Origin of the sequence: Mesorhizobium sp. M0074 (assembly GCF_040322975.1) — a bacterium.
GTDB lineage: Bacteria > Pseudomonadota > Alphaproteobacteria > Rhizobiales > Rhizobiaceae > Mesorhizobium.
In genome coordinates, this window is sequence record NZ_JAMYUM010000022.1 from 1 (window position 1) to 18,732 (window position 18,732).

Annotated in this window: 9 protein-coding genes and 1 pseudogene; 6 read left to right on the forward strand and 4 right to left on the reverse strand. The window is 64.6% G+C overall.

All coding sequences use genetic code 11. The features are described from left to right. From NKJ73_RS25620 to NKJ73_RS25640, 5 genes and pseudogenes are all read left to right on the forward strand, one after another. A pseudogene (locus tag NKJ73_RS25620) lies at positions 1 to 370 on the forward strand (DUF4350 domain-containing protein); the annotation flags it as partial. Beyond that, entirely contained in the window at positions 357 to 1,313 is a 957-nt protein-coding gene (locus NKJ73_RS25625) for an AAA family ATPase (RefSeq protein ID WP_292661489.1), read from the forward strand. The pseudogene NKJ73_RS25620 and the gene NKJ73_RS25625, both read left to right, overlap by 14 nt. Then, the gene (locus NKJ73_RS25630; RefSeq protein WP_352571509.1) at positions 1,310 to 2,617 is read left to right on the forward strand and encodes a DUF58 domain-containing protein; all 1,308 of its coding nucleotides are present in this window, start codon (positions 1,310 to 1,312) and stop codon (positions 2,615 to 2,617) included. The genes NKJ73_RS25625 and NKJ73_RS25630 overlap by 4 nt, the downstream gene beginning before the upstream one ends. Beyond that, complete coding sequence (locus NKJ73_RS25635) at positions 2,614 to 3,645, forward strand: stage II sporulation protein M (protein ID WP_352571510.1); 1,032 nt, start codon at positions 2,614 to 2,616, stop codon at positions 3,643 to 3,645. Before NKJ73_RS25630 ends, NKJ73_RS25635 begins: the two co-directional genes overlap by 4 nt. Then, entirely contained in the window at positions 3,632 to 4,498 is an 867-nt protein-coding gene (locus NKJ73_RS25640) for an RDD family protein (protein WP_352571511.1), read from the forward strand. Before NKJ73_RS25635 ends, NKJ73_RS25640 begins: the two co-directional genes overlap by 14 nt. A 269-nt stretch (positions 4,499 to 4,767) precedes the next feature. Here NKJ73_RS25640 and NKJ73_RS25645 read toward each other — a convergent pair whose 3' ends face one another. Beyond that, entirely contained in the window at positions 4,768 to 5,454 is a 687-nt protein-coding gene (locus NKJ73_RS25645; protein WP_352457149.1) for a D-lyxose/D-mannose family sugar isomerase, read from the reverse strand. A 145-nt stretch (positions 5,455 to 5,599) separates the two neighbouring features. Here NKJ73_RS25645 and NKJ73_RS25650 point away from each other — a divergent pair, with 145 nt between their 5' ends. Then, positions 5,600 to 6,658 (forward strand): D-TA family PLP-dependent enzyme, encoded by a 1,059-nt coding sequence (locus NKJ73_RS25650; RefSeq protein ID WP_352571589.1) that lies wholly within the window; start codon positions 5,600 to 5,602, stop codon positions 6,656 to 6,658. A gap of 235 nt (positions 6,659 to 6,893) precedes the next feature. Here the strand turns inward: NKJ73_RS25650 and NKJ73_RS25655 are convergent, their stop codons facing one another. From NKJ73_RS25655 to NKJ73_RS25665, 3 genes are all read right to left on the reverse strand, one after another. Continuing rightward, positions 6,894 to 7,646 carry a heme ABC transporter permease gene (locus NKJ73_RS25655; RefSeq protein ID WP_352571512.1) on the reverse strand — a complete coding sequence of 251 codons (753 nt, stop codon included), beginning with the start codon at positions 7,644 to 7,646 and terminating at the stop codon, positions 6,894 to 6,896. Positions 7,647 to 7,905: 259 nt separating this feature from the next. Beyond that, on the reverse strand, positions 7,906 to 9,675 hold the full coding sequence (locus NKJ73_RS25660) for a glucan ABC transporter ATP-binding protein/ permease (protein ID WP_352571513.1): 1,770 nt from the start codon (positions 9,673 to 9,675) through the stop codon (positions 7,906 to 7,908). Positions 9,676 to 10,039: 364 nt separating this feature from the next. Then, the gene (locus NKJ73_RS25665) at positions 10,040 to 18,610 is read right to left on the reverse strand and encodes a glycoside hydrolase family 94 protein (RefSeq protein WP_352571514.1); all 8,571 of its coding nucleotides are present in this window, start codon (positions 18,608 to 18,610) and stop codon (positions 10,040 to 10,042) included. Positions 18,611 to 18,732 lie beyond the last annotated feature (122 nt).

An 18,732-nucleotide genomic window follows, 5' to 3' on the forward strand; every position in this document is an offset into this window, starting at 1 on the left:
GGGTGCGGGTAGCTGGCTCGGCTGGGGCGGTCGCGCCCCCCGCTCACCCTCGCCGGGCGCTTTGACGTGCGCATCGCGGTGTTTGTTAATAACGACGGCGATGCTCATGCGGCGTGCCGGCCGGCTGGACGAGCTGGGAGGCCGCTATGCGGCCTTGATGCGGGTGCGCGCCGGCGCGCTGCTCGGCGCACCGCAAGGGTTGCAAGGCAAAGCGCTCGACCACTGGCTCGACTCTCGCGATAAGGAGCAAGCTGGCGGCTTCACGACGCGCTCGCAAGCGGCCGGCGAGGCGAAGAATCTGACGCAGATGCAACAGGCAGCAGAACGGCTGCATGACTGGACGGCAAGGAGGCTCGGTGAACGTCGATGATGTGAAGGCCCTGGCGACACGGATCAGGGAAGAAGTGGCCAAGGCGATCACCGGGCAGCACGATACGGTCGACCTGATGCTGACCGCCTTGTTTGCGGGCGGGCATATCCTGCTCGAAGGTCCTCCCGGCACGGCCAAGACAATGACGGCGCGCTGCTTCGCCCAGGCGCTTGGGATCGCCTACGGGCGGATCCAGTTCACGCCGGACCTGATGCCCGGCGATATCGTCGGGTCGAACATCTACAACTTCCAGACCGGGCAGTTCACGCTGACGCGCGGCCCGATCTTCTGCGATCTCCTGCTTGCCGACGAAATCAACCGCACGCCGCCCAAGACGCAGGCCGCACTGCTCGAGGCGATGCAGGAACATGCGGTCACCTTCGACGGCACCACGCATTCGCTCGGCCGCAATTTCATGGTCGTCGCGACCCAGAATCCGATCGAGCACCAGGGCGTCTATCCGCTGCCGGAGGCGCAGCTCGACCGCTTCCTGTTCAAGCACCGCGTCAGCTATCCCGGCCCCGAGGAAGAACGAGCCATCATCGTCCATCATGGCGGCGGCTCCGCCTCGCACGACATCGCGCAATATGGCATCGAGGCGCAGACGGATCGCGAGACGCTGCAGGAGGCACTCGCTACGGTCGGCTCCGTCACCCTTGTCGACGATGTCGTCGGCTACATAGCGGCGCTGGTTCGGGCTACGCGCGAAAATGCCGATTTGGAGGTCGGGGCCAGTCCGCGCGCCGGCGCCATGCTGGCGCGGGCGGCGCGTGCCCGGGCGGCGCTGGACGGACGCGCTTATGTGATCCCCGACGACGTCAAGGCGCTGGCGGTGCCGGCGCTGCGTCATCGCGTCATCCTTTCGCCTGCCGCACAGATCGATGGCCGGCTGGTCGAGCAGATCGTCTCCGACCTGGTCGACCAGACGGAAGCACCACGTTGATCTATCCCAGCGGCCGAGCGGTATGGGCAGCTGCGGCCGGCGCGGTGCCGGCCTTCCTGGTCGCGCTGGCACTGCCGTCGTTCTGGTATCTGGGGTTGCTGTGGAGTTGTCTGCTGCTTGCCTTCCTGGCGGTGGATGCAGCGGCCGGACGCGGGCGGGCATCGCTGAATGCCAGCATCGATGCGCCGCAGCAGGTCGGTGTTGGTGGGGAATTCGGCGTGCAAATTGCCGCCCGTCACTCGGGGCCGCGCGCCGCGGAGGCCCGCGTCGGCCACGATGTGCGGCTGGCGCCGGTGGACGACAGCGGCGGGGCCTTGCTGCCAACCGCCGGAGGCGGCTCGCTCGACCTTCGCTTCCAGGCGCTGCGGCGCGGCGTCGCCAGCTTCGACCGCCTCTGGGTGCGCTGGCGCGGGCCATTCGGGCTGGTCTGGAACCAGGTCGTGCTGCCGGTGGAAAGCAAGGTTGCGGTGCTGCCCGACGTCAGCAGCGCTCGCGGCGAGGCGATCACGCTGCTGCAACATGCGGCGCTTGCCGAAGGCCATGCGCAGCGCCGCGCCGGTCAAGGCCGCGAGTTCGACGCGCTCAAGGATTACCAGCCGGGCATGGGCCGGCGGATGATCGACTGGAAGCGCAGCGCCCGCCACGGCAAGCTGTTGGCGCGCGAGTTCCGCATCGAGGAGAACAACAACATCGTGCTGGCCATCGACAGCGGACGCCTGATGTGCGAACCGGTTGACGGTGTGCCGAAGGTGGACCGGGCGGTGACGGCCGCCCTGCTGTCGGCATTCATCGCGCTGAAGGGCGGTGACATGGTCAGCCTGTTCGGCTTCGATGCAAGGCCGCGCGTTTCGAGCGGCGCGGTGCGCGGCCCCGCCAGCTTTGCGATGATCCAGAAACGGGCCGCCGAGATCGACTACTCCAGCGAGGAGACCAATTTCACGCTGGCATTGACGACGCTGGCGGCGCGGCTCGACCGCCGCTCGCTGGTCATCATCTTCACCGATTTCGTCGATCCGATCAGTGCGGAATTGATGCTGCGCACCGTGGGCCGGCTCACCGAACGGCATCTCGTGCTGTTCATGATGATGAAGGACACCGAACTGGAGGGCTTGGCCGACCTGCCGCCACGCTCCGGCGAGGATGTTGCCCGCGCGGTCGTTGCCGGAGGGCTCTTGCGCGAAAGGCAGGTCGTCATCGGCCGGCTGCGCCTGCTCGGGGCGCATGTGATCGAAGCCGACCACAGCCGGCTCGGTCCGGAGCTGGTCGAGCGCTATCTGCAGTTCAAGCAGGAGGATTTGCTGTGACGGCGCCGGTACGCGGCAATGCGGTGCGCGGCGACGCGGTACGCCAGTCGCTGGCCAGCTTCCGCCGCGAGCGCGAGGCCGACTGGAAGGCATTCGAGGCGCTGCTGGCGCGTGTCGAGAAGCGTGCGCCGCGGACGCTTTCCGAAGAGGAGCTGCTGTCGCTGCCGCTGCTCTATCGATCGGCGCTGTCTTCCCTGTCGGTGGCGCGCGCGACATCGCTCGATAATGCGCTGGTCGGCTATCTCGAAGCGTTGTCGCTGCGCGGTTATTTCTATCTCTACGGCGCGCGTCGCGGGCTGCGGCAGCGCCTCGCCGATTTCTTCCTGCATGACTGGCCCGAAGCCATTCGCGACCTGTGGCGCGAGACATTGGCGTCGGTCGCGCTGATGGTGATCGGCATTGGCGCAGGCGCCTGGCTGGTGGCATCCGACAAGAGCTGGTTCGACGCGATCATCCCGCCCGGCCTGGCAGGAGGCCGCGGCCCCGACACCTCGGCCGAACTGCTGCGAGGCATGCTTTATGATGGCGACAATGGCTTTCTCTCAGGCTTTGCCGCCTATCTGTTCACGCACAACGTCCAGGTCGCAATCCTGGCCTTCGCCCTTGGCTTCGCCTTCGCGGTGCCGACGGTGCTGCTGATGCTGTTCAACGGCTGCATGATCGGGGCGTTGTTCCAAGTCTATTGGTCCAAGGGGCTTGGCATGGAGCTCGGCGGTTGGCTGGCCATCCACGGCACCAGCGAATTGTTCGCGATCGCTTTGGCCGGCGCGGCCGGCATGCGCATCGGCACCAGCATCGCCTTTCCCGGCGAATTGACACGCATGGCGGCAGCGGCTCGCGCCGGACGCATCGCCGCGAACGCCATGGTCGGGGTCTCAGTCATGCTGCTGTTTGCCGGGCTGCTCGAGGGCATTGGCAGGCAGACCATCACCAGCGACGTCACGCGCTACGGCATTGGCGGTGGCATGCTGGTGCTGTGGATCGGTTATTTCTACCTGTTCCGGGCGGTGCGGCATGGCGATCGTTAAACGCGCCGCCTTCGCGGCTATACGGCCGCTGATCACGCCCGAAGGCGTCGATCTCCGGATTAGGCTTGCTGACGCCGGCACGCGGGCCTCCGCCTTCCTGCTCGACATCGTGTTCATCGCCGTGGCTGCAATCGTGATCACGATCGTCGCGCTGTTCGGGGTGGGAGGCCTTGGCAGCGAGGGATTTCAGCCACTCTTCGTAGTCTGGATCATCCTGATCTTCTTTCTGCGCAACGCCTACTTCATCGTTTTCGAAGCGGGCCGGCGCGCGGCTACGCCCGGCAAGCGGATCGTCGGCATCCGGGTCGCGTCGCGCAGCGGAGACGGCCTGTCGATCGACCAGGTCATCGCCCGCAACCTGATGCGCGAGATCGAGGTGTTCCTGCCGCTGTCGATCATCGTTGGACGCAGCGGGACCGACCTCGCCGACACGCTGACGACGGTGTTCGGACTGGTGTGGACGCTGTTGTTTGCCTTGTTCCCGCTGTTCAATCGAGACCGCATGCGGATCGGCGACCTGTTGGCGGGGACCTGGGTGGTCGAGGCGCCGAAGCGCGCCTTGCTTGAAGACCTGTCGGCACGGCAGGATCCGGCGGCCGGCGCCTTCCGGTTCAGCCACGCCCAGCTCGATGCCTACGGGATTGCCGAACTCCACAAGCTGGAGGAGGTGCTGCGCCGCGACGACTATTTCGCCCTGCGGACGGTTGCCGAAACGATCGCACGCAAGATCGGCGCAGCACCCCAAGCCCATGACCCGCGCCCGTTCCTGACGGCTTACTACGGCGAGCTACGGGCGCATCTCGAACGCAAGCTGCTGCTGGGCAACCGCAGAGCCGACAAGCATGCGCGGTAGCAGTTGCCGAACAGGTGCAGCTAGCGACAAGCATCGGTGCTGCCCCTCATCCGCCTGCCGGCACCTTCTCCCCGTATAGTGACGGGGAGAAGGGAGATAGACGCAATGTCGACCACTATTCCGCAACGCTGCCAGTTTGCGAAACCATCTGCGATAGCGTCTTTCTCCCCGTCACTATACGGGGAGAAATGCCCGGCAGGGCAATGAGGGGCGGCGCCGACGAACCTGATGAGCCCCTCTCATGAGGCCGGTTCAAATGCCACCCTGCCCTACCCCACCCACTTCTCATAATCGGACACCAGCAGGTGCAGCGGTGCTGTGTCCTCGTCGATGTCCGCGAAGCGGCCGATTGGTTCGCGAAAGACATTGTCGGTGAGATCGTCGTTGACGGTCGAAACCTCGCCGATCAGCACGTCCTTGCCCTCGGCCCAGAAGGCATGCCAGACACCCGGCAGCAAAGTGACGCTCTGGCCTGGGTCGAGCTTCAGGAGCCCACCCGCAGGTAGTCTGTGGATGGTTCCGTCGACAGGCACCGATACTTCGGCCTTCGGATCGATGCCGCCATCGCGATCATGCATGAACAGCTCCAGCACCAGTTTGCCGCCGCCGCGGTTGATGATGTCCTCGGCCTTGATGTTGTGGCGATGCATCGGCGACAACTGGTCCTTGCGCGAGATCATGATCTTTTCGGCATAGAGCATGCCCATGCCCTTCTTCATGTCCTCGTAGCGGCCGTTGCGGACGGTGAACAGGAACAGGCCGAGCTCGTCGAATTTCTCCTGGCCGTAGTCGGTGATGTCCCAGCCGAGCCGGGAGGAGAAGATTGCCGACGAATCCTGCCGACGCGCCTTCATCTCTTCGGGGGTCCAGTAGGCGAAGGGCGGCATGATGTAGCCGAAAGAGCGGATGAAGGCGTCGGCGTCGCGGATGATGTCGTTGATGGCGGAGCGTTTCATGGTCGTGGTTCCTTCCCGTCGCGTTCCAAGCGCTAACCGCATAGCCGAACGCCCATCCGGTGTCGATGCAAACTGCTGTCGCTGGCCCCATGACATGCGGTCCGATCAGGGCCATAAGGTCAACCAATTTTCCGATGGTGAGACCATGCGCAGCATAGACGACCTCGATACGCCGGCGATCCTGATCGATGCCGGCCGCGCCGAAGCCAATATCGCGCGGGCGCAGGCCCATGCCGACCGGCACGGGCTGAAGCTCAGGCCGCACATCAAGACCCACAAACTGCCCTACTGGGCAAAGAAGCAGATCGCGGCCGGCGCCGTCGGCATCACCTGCCAGAAGATCGGCGAGGCCGAGGTCATGGCCGACGCCGGACTGACCGACATCTTTCTGCCCTACAATATCCTCGGGCGGGCCAAGCTGGAGCGCCTCAAGGCGCTGCACCGCCGCGTAACCCTGTCGGTGACAACGGACAGCATGGACACGCTGATGGGACTTGCCGCCACCTTTACCGATCCCGGCCACCGCCTGCCGGTGCTGGTCGAATGCGACACCGGCATGGGCCGCTGCGGTGTGCAGTCGGCCGGCGAGGCAGTCGCGCTGGCGAGCGAGATCGACAAGGTCCGGGGGCTCGTCTTCGGCGGCTTGATGACCTACCCGGGGGCGGGCCGCGCCACCGAGACCGAGGCGTGGCTCGCCGATGCGCAGCAAGCACTTGCCGCAGCCGGCCTTGCTTGCGAGCGCATCTCCAGCGGCGGCACACCCGATATGTGGCGTTCCGGCGAGCACAGCGTCGTTACCGAATACCGGCCCGGCACCTACATCTATCTCGACCGCTACCAGGTCGCCAAAGGCGTCGGCAGCCTCGACGATTGCGCACTGACGGTGCTGTCGACGGTGGTCAGCCACCCAACGCCGATACGCGCCATCCTCGACGCCGGCAGCAAGGCGCTCTCCAGCGATACGCTGGGGCTCGCCGATTTCGGCGAGCTGCTGGGCATTTCAGGCGCAAGGGTGACCAGCCTCAGCGAAGAGCACGGCAACGTCACGCTGTCAGGCGGCGCCGAGCTTCGCATCGGCGAGCGCGTGCGCGTCGTGCCCGACCATTGCTGCGTCGTCACCAACCTGTTCGACGAGGTGCATCTGATCGAAGGCGACAAGGTGCTGGAAACGCTGCCGGTGGCAGCACGCGGGCGGATGGGGTGAGTCCAGCTGGAGCGCGTGCGCTTCAGGTACAAAATCCTTCAAACGCTTATGGGACAGCGCCCCCCTCTGGCCTGCCGGCCATCTCCCCCTCAAAGGGGGGAGATCGGTAGCTTCGCCGGTAGCGCCTCTCTTTCAACATTCGCGATTGGCGAAACGATACGTGACATTCAATCTCCCCCCTGGAGGGGGAGATGGCCGGCAGGCCAGAGGGGGGCGCGAAGGAACTCGACGAAGATCAGCTAGCCTGTCTCGCGGCAACCCGGCGCATCGAAATGACGCGGCGGCGCCAGATCTCGGTGCGCATCGCCATCAGATGCAGCGCAAAGAACAGCACGGTAAAACCAACCGCCATCACCAGCAGCGGCCACAAAAGACTTGGGTCGATGGTCGGGCCGCCAAGACGGAACACCGACGCCGGCTGGTGCAGCGTATTCCACCAGTCGACCGAGAATTTGATGATCGGAATGTTGATGAAGCCGACCAAAGTGATGATTGCGGCGGCCCAGGCGGCGCGCCCGGCATCGTCGAGCGCGCGGGTCAGCGCGATGATGCCGAGATACATCAGGAACAGGATGAAGACCGAGGTCAGCCGCGCGTCCCACACCCACCAGGTGCCCCACATCGGCTTGCCCCAGATCGAACCGGTGATCAGTGCAAGGGCGGTGAAGACGGCGCCGATGGGTCCCGCCGATTTTAGCGCCACGTCAGCCAGCGGATGGCGCCAGACCAGCGTGCCCAGTGCCGAGACCGCCATCAGCGTGTAGCACATCATGGCGAGCCAGGCGAAAGGCACGTGGATATACATGATGCGAACGGTGATGCCTTGCTGGAAGTCCTCAGGCGCCGTGAAGCTCATATAGAGACCCACGCCGAGGACGATGGCGGCCACGCTCGCCAACCACGGCACCACCTTGTCGACCAGCGCGACGAACCGCGTCGGGTTGGCAAGGTCCATCCAGCCGGAGAGGCGTGAAGTCGTATCGCTCATGCGGCTTTACATAGACCGCCGGCGGAGTTGCGGCAACCGCAGCGGCGGTACGTCTTCCCTTCTCCCCTTGCGGGAGAAGGTGGATCGGCGCGTAGCGTCGAGCCGGATGAGGGGTGCTGGACGGAGTGAGGCGCCAATGATCGCCGTGCGCCGAAGTCTGGATTTGGATGAAGATTTGCGCCAAGCTGGAGCACCCCTCATCCGACCTCGCTTCGCGAGGCCACCTTCTCCCGCAAGGGGAGAAGGCAAGCCGCGCTGCTCAGGCGGCTTCGTTCACCGGACGGCTGAGGCGGCGGACCTCCTCGTCGTTGAGCAGGCCGCCGGCGCGCAGCAGGCTGGCGAAGCGACCGTTGCGCAGCGACAGTTCGGTGAACCCGCCCATCTCGACCACCCGGCCCTTGTCCATGAACACGACCAGATCGGCGTCGCGAACGGTGGTCAGGCGGTGGGCGATGATGAAGGTGGTGCGGCCGCGCCGCAATTCGTCGATGGCGTCCTTGACGCGGTCTTCCGTCTCGACGTCGAGCGCGCTGGTCGCCTCGTCGAGAACCAGGATGGGCGCGTCCTTCAGCACGGCGCGGGCGATCGCGATGCGCTGGCGCTCGCCACCGGACAGCTGTCCGCCGCGTTCGCCGACGACCGTGTCGTAGCCCTCGCACTTTGACAGGATGAAATCCTGCGCGGCGGCGGCATTGGCCGCGGCATGGACCTCGTCATAGCTCGCCTCCGCGCGGCCGACGCGGATGTTGTCCTCGATCGAGCGGTTGAGCAGGCCGGCATCCTGGAAGACGGTGGCGATCGAATGGCGCAGCGACTTGCGGGTCACCGTGCGGGTATCGATGCCGTCGATCAGGATGCGTCCGCCGGACGGCGTGAAGACGCGCTGCAGAAGGTTGATGAGCGTCGTCTTGCCGGCGCCCGTCGGGCCGACGATGGCGACGGTCTGGCCGGCCTGGACCTCGAACGACGCGTCGTCGACGCCCTGCCCGGAATTGCCGAACTCGAAGCAGACATTCTCGAAACGCACATGACCGGTGACGTTGACGAGCTCGCGCAGCCCATCGGGCTCGGCGGCGTCGGATGCAGAGTCCTCGAGATGATAGAATTCCTCGAGCTTGGCGCGCGCCTCGGAAATCTGGTTGGCGAAGGCCGACATCTGGTCGAGCCGGGCAATCAGCAGCGTGGCAAAGCCGGTAAAGGCGATGACGTCGCCGATGCGCAACTGGCCGTGCGTCACCAGATAGGCGCCAATCAAGAGCACCACCATCATCGAAATCGTCGACGACAGGCGGTGCAGCGCGTTGGCCATCGCCCACCAGTCGAGCACCGGATTCTGTGCGTCGAGCAGGTTCTTGACGTAGCGCTTCAGCGCCTCGGTCTCATGGCCGATGCGGTTGTAGCTTTGCAGGACGGCGACGTTGCTGACCGAGTCGGTCACATGCGCAAATACCTTGTGGTAGTGCCGCTCCACGGCCGCCTGGCCTTCCTTGGTGCGCCGCATCACCAGCCGTCCGATGCCGACATAGAGCGCGCCAAGCGCCAGCAGCACCATCGACATGCGGATATCCATGCTGAGCGCGGTGGGCACCAACAGGACCAACGCAACCGCGGTCGACAGATGCTGCCGCATGAATTCCAGCCAGAGGCTGAACAAGGTCTCGACCGCGCGCAGGAGCGTGTGCAGGGAATTGGAGGTGCCGCGCTGATGATGCCAGGCAAGCGGCATGGTGATCACGCGCTCGAACGACTGGCAAAGAACCTCGCTGCGCCGCTGGTGGGCAAAGCGGTCGGCGCCGCGCGCCACCAGCACGAAGGCGATGATGTTGAACGCGCCGAGGCCGGCCCACATTGCGAGTGTCGCGAATACCGAGCCGCGGTCCGAAATGGCATCGATCACCCGGCCGAACATGATCGGCTCGAGAATGGCGATAATGGCAAGCGCGACATTCGCCCCGCAGATAAACGCAACGCGTTTCCTGTCGGCAGCGAGATAACCAAGGGCTCGCCAGTAGATTTGCAGAAGTGACACTTCAGCTACTCCGCCAATTATTTATGGTGCAGTGCGTCATTTTTTGACTCGTATCGGTTGACGCGTCGCAAAACAATGCTCGTCTAGCTCTTCCGTTCCCATTCCGCGAACAAAAGATGACGACGCTTCGAAATTTGCCGTGATCGTCTAACAGTTTGAGATAAAAGGTGAAATGTCAGCGTTGCGGCAAAATCATGGCAGATGGAAAGCACTGCCACAATTTTAATCAGCAAGACCCTGGGCACGACGTCTAAAGTCGTGTGCAGGCATTCAGCAAGGTCAAACGCAAATATAACCGGTAGATGCACTTGGAGCGCCCGTGCGTGCCCCTGGGAACGCTAAGCGACGCTCCAAGCCCTTGAATCTAGGCCGGTATTCTGACGACCACCTCGGCACTATCTCCGGCTTTTGGCTCGAAGGACGAAGATTTGGTCTTCGTGCCATTCACTTCAAGTGAGATGGCCCGGGCCTTTTTGTCGCGGACGACGCGTACTTTGATCTCGGCGCCCAGCATCTTCAGGGTTGCCGAATAGCCGTCCCAATGGCTAGGAAGTCTCGGCGTGAACTGGAGGCGCTGTCCGCGGCGCTCTATGCCGAGAATGCTCTCGACCGCAGCTCGATAAAGCCAGCCCGCCGACCCGGTATACCAGGTCCAGCCGCCTCGGCCGCCCTTGTCTTGCCCGGAATAAACGTCGGCCGCGACGACATAAGGTTCCACCCGGTAGCGCTCTGCCGCGGCTTCGTCGAGCGCATGGTTGACCGGATTGAGCATTGAAAGGCAACGGTAGGAATCGTCGGTGCGACCCATCTCGGCTAGCGCAATGACGAACCATGTTGCCGCGTGCGTGTATTGGCCGCCGTTTTCACGGACCCCCGGCGGATAGCTCTTGATGTAGCCCGGGTCCTTTTCCGTCTTCGAGAAGGGCGGGGTGAACAGTTTGGCGATCTTGAGGTCGTCGTCGACGAGCGCTTTCATCGCCTGCGCCATTGCCGTGGTCGACCGCGCCGGGTCGCCCTCGCCCGAAAGCACGCTCCAGGACTGGGCGATCGAGTCGATCTTGCACTCGTCCGACTTGCGCGAGCCGAGCGGCGTGCCGTCGTCGAAGCTGCCGCGCCGATACCACTCGCCATCCCAGGCGGTGCTTTCCAGCGCCCGCTTCAGCACCTCGGCGTGCTTCGTCCAGGCCTGCACGCGCTTGGCATCGCGCTCCGCCTTGGCGACAGCGGCAAAGTCGCCCAGCGTCTTCAGCAGGAACCAGCCCAGCCACACGCTCTCGCCCTTGCCGTGCTCGCCGACGCGGTTCATGCCGTCGTTCCAGTCGCCGCCGAGGATCAGCGGCAGCCCGGCTGGGCTGCTGCGCTTGACGGCAAGATCGAGCGCCCGCGCGCAATGGTCGTAGAGCGAGGCTGTCTTCTTCGAGATTTCTGGGATGAAGAAAGCATCGTGCTCGCCTTCGCCTAGCGCCTGCCCTTCGATGAAGGGCAGTTGCTCCTTCAGGATCGCGGTGTCGCCGGTCACCAGCAGGTAGCGGGCCGTGGCGTGGGCCAGCCAGACGACGTCGTCCGAGATCATGGTGCGGACGCCGGCCTCGGTGCGCGGCAGCCACCAATGCTGCACGTCGCCTTCGGGGAATTGCCGCCGCGCCGCATTGAGTATCTGATCACGCGCCAGCTTGGGGTCATGCGCCAGCAAAGCCAAGGTATCCTGCAACTGATCGCGGAAGCCGAAGGCACCGCTCGCCTGATAGAACGCAGAGCGGGCACGGATGCGGCAGGCCAGGCTCTGATAGGGCAGCCAGTGATTGACCATAGCGTCGAGTGCCTTGTCCGGCGTCTCGACCTGGATTGTGTCGAGAAAGCCGCGCCATGTGCGCTCGTTGTCGGCCAGCCGCTGATCGAAATCCCTTGAGCGATGGGTCTGCACCAGCGCCCTGGCCGCCTCGGGCGAGGCCGCGTCGCCGAGCAGCCAGAGCAGCGTGACGTCGCCGCCGGCAGCGATGTCGATGTCGCGTGCGATGGCCGCGCAGGGATCGTCGCCGGCCTCGACACGGCCGGACAGGCCGGCGCCGCTCAGCACGGCATGCGGAAACTCGCTCGTGCCTTGCCTGCCGATGAACTCGCCGCGATCGGCGGTGACCGAATGCACAGCACCGTCGGCGGCCAGAAAGGCGATCCGCTCGCCGAAATCGAGCCCATAGGGATTTTGCGCCAGCAATGCGCCGGTTGCGGCATCCCTCGACGGAACGATGCTTGCAGCGGTGCGCGAGCGATGGCCGCCAAGAACCCATTCCGCATAGGCGTAGACGCGCAGCCGCATCGGCACCGAACCCGAATTCTGGATGCGCAGCCGCGATATCTTCACCGGATCGACGGGATCGACAACATGGGTCAGGTCCATCGACAGCGGCCCGCGTTTTGAGCGGAACGTCGAAAAACCCTGCCCGTGCCAGGTTTCGTAGGTCATTGTCGGATCACGCACCACGGCAGCCATTGGCGAGAACGCCCTGCCACTGGCATGATCGTAGATATAGATGCCCTCGCCCGGCCGGTTGGTGACCGGATCGTTCGACCATGGCGTCAACTGATAGTCGCGGCTGTTGCGGCTCCAGGTGAAGGCAGCGCCTTCAGCCGATATGTGGAACCCGAACGATGGGTTGGAGATGACGTTGATCCACGGCTGCGGCGTCGTGCGCCGGCCGGCAAGACGCACGACGTAGTGGCGTCCGTCGCCGTCGAAGCCGCCGAAACCGTTCCATTGGTCGAGCCCGCTGCCGTCGACGCGGCCCTCGATCAGTGCCTGGGCCGCAGATGCTTGCGACGTCGGCACCGGCAAGGACGGCTCGCGAAGCGCTGCAAGGTCTGCCGGCTGGAGGGCGGCGTCCCGCGCCTGCAGTGCCGCGGCCTCGGCGCGCTCGATCTGGTCGAAGATGGTGCCGTTGCGCGTATGCAGCACCACCCGAGCGACGGCGAGCAAGGTCCTGTAGGTCGTTTCCTCCATCAGATCGCGGCGCACTGCGAAGATGTGCTGGCGGGGTCCGAGTTCCTTGCCGCGCAACCGGCTGTTTTCGCACAGCGTCTCCACCGCGCGCTGCAGGTCCTGCACGTAGGATGACGCCTGCTCGTTGACGACGACAAAATCGATCATCATGCCGCGGGCGCGCATGTATTCCTGGAAGCGAAGCGCCTGGGCGACGATCTCCAGATCGGCGACATCGGCGATCCTGACCAGGAAAATCGGAAAATCGCCGGATATGCTGGTCGGCCACAGGCTGGACTGCCTGCCGAGCCCGGAGACGATGGATTCGCCCGGAAGGCGCAGGAACGGATCGGGATAGATCAGATAGCGCGCCAGCTTCTGCACATTGGCGGCGTCGGACAGGCTGAGGCCAAGGTGCCGGGTCTGCACCTGCGAGCGCGTCCAGGCGAGCATCGCCTGGCGGGCGAAGCTTTCGGGATGGTCGAGCCGTGCGATGGCGGCATCCAATTCGGCGCGATGGGTACCGACGACGGTCCAGAACGTCAGCGAAATCTTCTTGTTGGCCGGCACGCGCACCTGCCGGCGAAGCGATGCGATCGGATCCAGGGTGAAGCCGGAATGGCCCCCAAGCGTGGCGCCGGGATCAAAGGCAGCCGCTTCGGTGATGGTGCGGCCGCGGCCGATGAAGGCGCGCCTGTCGGTTTCCGCCTCGGCGTCTCGCGCCGATCCAGACGGGTCGGTGACGAAATGCACCATGGTGACGTCGGGTTCGTCCTTTTCGCGCTTGCCCCTGGTGGCGAAGATCGCGCCGTTGTTCGGCGCGATCTCGGTTTCCACGAACATCTTCGAAAAAGCCGGATGGGCATTATCCGAGGGCTCGGAGCCCAGCACCAGTTCGGCAAACGAGGTTACTTCGATATGCCGGTCGGCGGGGCCATCATTGTGGAGCGTCACCCGTCGGCCCTCACCATTGCCTTCCGAGATGACGATGCACTCGACTTCCGAACGCAGCGATCCAATCGATTTGACGAAGCTCGCCTTGTCGTCGGAGAACAGCGTTTGCGCACGCTCGCCGACGGCGCGCTTCGGCTCGGCGGTGGTCGACCACCAGTCTCCGTTGCTGGCGTCGCGCAGGAAAATATAGGAACCAAGGCGATCCTCGGTCGGATCCGGCTGCCAGCGCGTGACGGCAAGTTCGCCCCAGCGGCTGTACCCGGAGCCGGTGGCGGTCACCATGACCGAATAGCGGCCATTGGACATGACACTGGTCGAGCGGAGCGCCCTGAGCGGATCGAGCACGATGCGGGTATCCGGGCTTTCCAGCTCGGTCTCGTCCTTCGAGCGCTCGTCGGCCTCGGTCCTGACGGTCGCAGTCGGGATGTCGCGCGGCGCCCTTTCCTGCAGCAGCAATTCGGCCGACTCGATCACCGGATCGCTGTGGAAGCGGTCGCGCAGGCGCCCTTCGAAGATCGCATCGGCAACTGCGGCAATCGACATGCCGGAGTGGTGGGCCATGTAGTTGAGCACGACGGCGTGGTCGGTGCCCTCGGGAACGCGTTGCGGCGTGAAATCCACCGCGTCGTAAAAACCGTGCCGGCCCAGTGCGCCCAGCCGCCTGAGCTTGGCCAGGTTCTGGACGGATTCATGCGGCGTGAACTGCGCTGCCAGCACGGTCGCGTAAGGCGCGATCACCGTGTTTTGGCCAAGGCCGCGCTTCAGGCCGAGCCCGGGCACGCCGAAATTGGTGTACTGATAGGTCAGCTCGCGGTCGCGGGCGTTGTAGGCCGCTTCCGAAATCCCCCAGGGAACGTTCTTCGAACGGCCATACTGGATCTGGCGCTTGATGATGAGCTTGCTGGTCTGGTTGAGAATGCTGCCTTGCGGCTCCTTCATCACCAGTGGCGGCATCAGATATTCGAACATCGAGCCGGACCAGGACATCAGTGCGCCCTGGAAGCCGATCTCGACGATCGGCCGGCCGAGCCGGAACCAGTGCTCGGTCGGCAAATCGCCCTTGGCGATGGCGAACAGGCTGGTCAGCCGCGCCTCGGAGGCCAAAAGATCGTAGCAGCTTTCGTCGAGCTGATGCTCCTCGACCCGGTAACCGATCGACAAGAGCTTGCGTTCGGGCCGCATCAGGAACGAGAAATCCATCTCGAAGGCGAAACGGCGCGTGCGCTCGCGCAACGTCAGAAGCTTGGCCCGCAATGCCGCGACGGCGTTTTCGTCGCTGTGCGCGTCGTGCACATGCGCCTCGCAGGTGGCTTCGAGCCTGGCCGCCCAATCGGCGATGGTGTCGCTCTGGGTCGACGCGGCCTCGGTGTGGATGGCTGTCGCGAGCTTGCGTATCTCGCCGGCCAGGACGGCCAGGTTGATGGTACGGATCGACGCCATCTCCGGCTGCGCCTTGATCAATTCGACCGCCCGCCGCATGCCGTCGAGACGGTCGGCGAGCCGCTGGCGCAATGGCCGCAATTGACGCCGGTCGTCGGGCAGTTCCTCAAGGCTTTCGTCGAGGATGGTGACGGTGTCGAGGATGCCTTCGAAGTCGCCCTGCACATGCACCGACGGCGCTTCGGCCCATTCGGCGCAGGCAGCGGCCACGGCCACCAGATGGCCGGCGAGATTGCCGCTGTCGACCGCCGAAATGTACAGCGGGTAGAGCGGCTTCAGGGTCGTCGTGTCATACCAGTTGAAGAGATGGCCGCGATCGCGCGGCATGCTCTCGATGGTCGACATGGTCGCGTCGATGCGGTTGACGGCGTCGGAGAGGCTGATCCAGCCGAAATCGCGTGCCGAAATCACCGACAGCAGGTAGACGCCGATATTGGTCGGCGAGGTGCGGGGCGCCACCACGGGGGCCGGGCTTTCCTGGAAATTATCCGGCGGCAGATGGTGATGCTCGGCCGTCACGAAGGTCTCGAAATAGTGCCATGTACGCCGCGCCACGGTGCGCAGCGCGTGGATGTCGGCGGCCGATATGCGCAGGCGGTCCTCGGTTTCGGCCGAACGGCTGATCCAGCAGGCGATGGCGGGCGAGCCGATCCAGAACAAGGCAAAGAAGAAGGCGACGAAGGCGCCGGTGGAATCGGCCAGCACCGGGACGGCGAGGCCGACAACGCCGATGATCACGGCGCCGTACATGATGCTGTAGTAGGAGCCGAGATCGTTGTCGCCGCCCTTGTGTGCCTGCGAGGCGGTGCGCCATTCGAGCAGGTTCTGGCGGCTGACGAACAGGCGGTAGAGCGTGCGGATGATCGCGTCGCCCATCATCCAGGCAAGGTGCGCCATCAGCACGATCTTCAGCGCCACCAGGGCGGTGCCGAAGGCAACGTCGCGCGCCAGTGCCGAGAAATGGCCGCGCGGCGTCTGGTCGCCGCTCTTCGGCAGGATGGCGTCGACGATGTCGAAAGTGGGCGCCATGAACAGCGTGAGGATCAGCAGCGCCTGCCATTGGGCGGCCTGCGTGAAGGGCAGCAGCGTCCAGCCGGCGATCGCGGCCATCACCCAGAAGATCGGCGTCACCGAGCGGCGCAGATTGTCCACCATCTTCCAGCGCGACAGCGCCGGCACGTTTGAGCGCGGGCCAAGAATGAAGCCCAGAAGCTGCCAGTCGCCGCGTGCCCAGCGATGGTGGCGCGACGCGTCGACCGAATAGCGGGTCGGATAGTCCTCGACCAGTTCGACGTCGGTGACCAAGGCCGAGCGCGCCAGGGCGCCTTCGAGCAGATCATGGCTGAGGATGGTGTTTTCCTCGATGCGGCCCTTCAACGCCGCCTCGAAGGCGTCGACATGGTAAAGACCCTTGCCGGTGAAGGAACCGTCGCCGAAGATGTCCTGGTAGAGGTCCGACACGGCAAAGACGTACGGATCGAGCCCGCGATTGGCGGAAAAGACACGCTGAAAGAACGATGCCTCGTCGCCACTGGTCAGCGACGCGGTGATACGCGGCTGCAGGATGGAATAACCTGCCGTAACCTCGCGCCGTGCGACATCGAAATGCGGACGGTTGAGCGGGTGGCAAAGCTTGCCGGCCAGCGCAGCGACGGCGTCGCGGGTGGTGCGGGTGTCGGCGTCCAGCGTCATCACGTGGACGACGCTCTCCGGCAATGGCACTTCCAACGGCAGGAAGGTGGTGTCGCTGTCCCCGCGCAGCAGAAGGTTCAATTCGTGCAGCTTGCCGCGCTTGCGCTCCCAGCCCATCCAGACGCCTTGCGATGCGTTGTAGAGCCGGCGCCGATGCAGCAGATAAAAGCGCGGCGCCCCTTCCGAGGGATAGCGGGCGTTCAGCCTGGCGATTTCGGCGCGGGCGAATTCGAGGATTTCGACATCCGCCGTATCGATCTCGGTCTTCGAGTCCGGCCAGTCGGAAAGCAGCGCGAAATAGACTTCGCCCGCCGTGTTGGCGAGGTGATGCACCTCGATGTTGCGGATGTTCTCCTCGACATCGTCGCGCGAGCCGATCAGCGACGGCACCACCACCAGCGTGCGCGCCTCGGGCGGCACACCGTGCCTGAAATCATAGCCGATGAGACGCGTCGGCTTCAAAAACAGCGAGACGACGGTGTTGAAGAATGCGAGCGCGCCTTCGCTGGCCGGCACCGCGAACAGGGCCAGCATCAGGACGATCGACGGCACCGACAGGCCGAGATTGGCAAGCGCATTGCCGGAAACGACCAGAAGCAGGACCGTCAGCGCAAACACCGGCACGACGATGCCCAGCCATCCGGTCTTGCGGAAGGTCCGGTTGAGCGTCTTGCCGATGGTCGGCCGGTAGCCGATCGACCGCTCGAGCTCCTGCCGGCGCGGGCCGACCAGAAAGAAGCCGACGTCGGTGTGAGCGATCGGACCGCTTTCGGAGCCCGGTGCATCGGCAGCATGGCCGGCGAGCTCGATCGCCCTTTCGGCAACGCGAAATTCGGAGAGATCGGAACGGCGCGCCAGCTCCTCGATCGCAGTCCGGTATTGGTCGCGCGAAAAGAAATCGAGCGCGGCGAAATCGGTGCGTTCGCGCAGCAAGGTGTCGATGCGGCTGACGCCCTCGAACCACACCGTCCAGTCGATGTCGTTGATCAGGCGCAGGCCGCGGATGATGTTGCCGGTGGTCACGTTGCCGCTGGACAGCGTGTGGTGCTCGCTGAGGATGATCTCCTCGGCGTCGGAGCCGGTCCTTTCCAGCTCGCCCTCCAGCCATTCCAGCGCCCTGCCGGCATTTTGCGAGCCGTCACGCAGCCGGTAGAGCAACTGGGTGGCGAAGGTGGTGTCCTGCGCATGGGCGCTGTAGTGGGAAAGTATCGCCTGCCGGTCGGCGCTGTCGTCCGTCGCCAGCACACGATCGGCGACCTCGTTGGCGATCTGGCGCAGTTCCCGCGTGCGATTGACGCGGACCGCGATCCGGCGAAGGTTCTCGATCAGGACGAAGCGCAGCAGCGATGGCAGCGCCCATAATTCGCCAATCTTCAGCGGCTCGATGGACTGGAAGCCTTCGACAATCGCCTTGAACATGGCCGACGAGACGGAACTGTCGGAATGCGCGACATAGGTCCACGCGACCGCCAGTGCGCGCGGCACGCTGGATCCATCCGACAGTTTCAGCGTCGGCAACTGGCGGTAGAAGCGGCGCGGCAGGTCGCGCTTGACCTGAAAAATGGTCTCCTCGACCAGGTAGTTGTTGTCGAGCAGCCACTGCGCCGCGGGCGTGATCGTTTCGCCCCTCGCCTGGGCAGCGTTGGTGGAACGGTAGACATCGAGAATTTTCCTGGCGCTGTCGCGGATGCGCGCCTGAAAATCGAAAGGCGTCAGACCGAACAAGTCCTTGGCGTCGCCATTGGCAAGGGCTGCGCCCAAAGCGCGCAGCCGATCTTCCGGCAGGAAATTGGAGCGTATCGGCACGTCGGTGACAGCCGGGAAGCTGGCGCTCGTCTTTTCGATCTGTGCGAGATTGGTCTGGATATTCATCTAAGGTTCCGTGTTGGGGACGCAGTGCGGCGTCACCGCCACGGCAATGTCCCTAAAACCGGTCCAAATGCAATTGGTTGCATCGCAACACTTGGCCGAAAGTTTGTTTCCGCGCCACGACA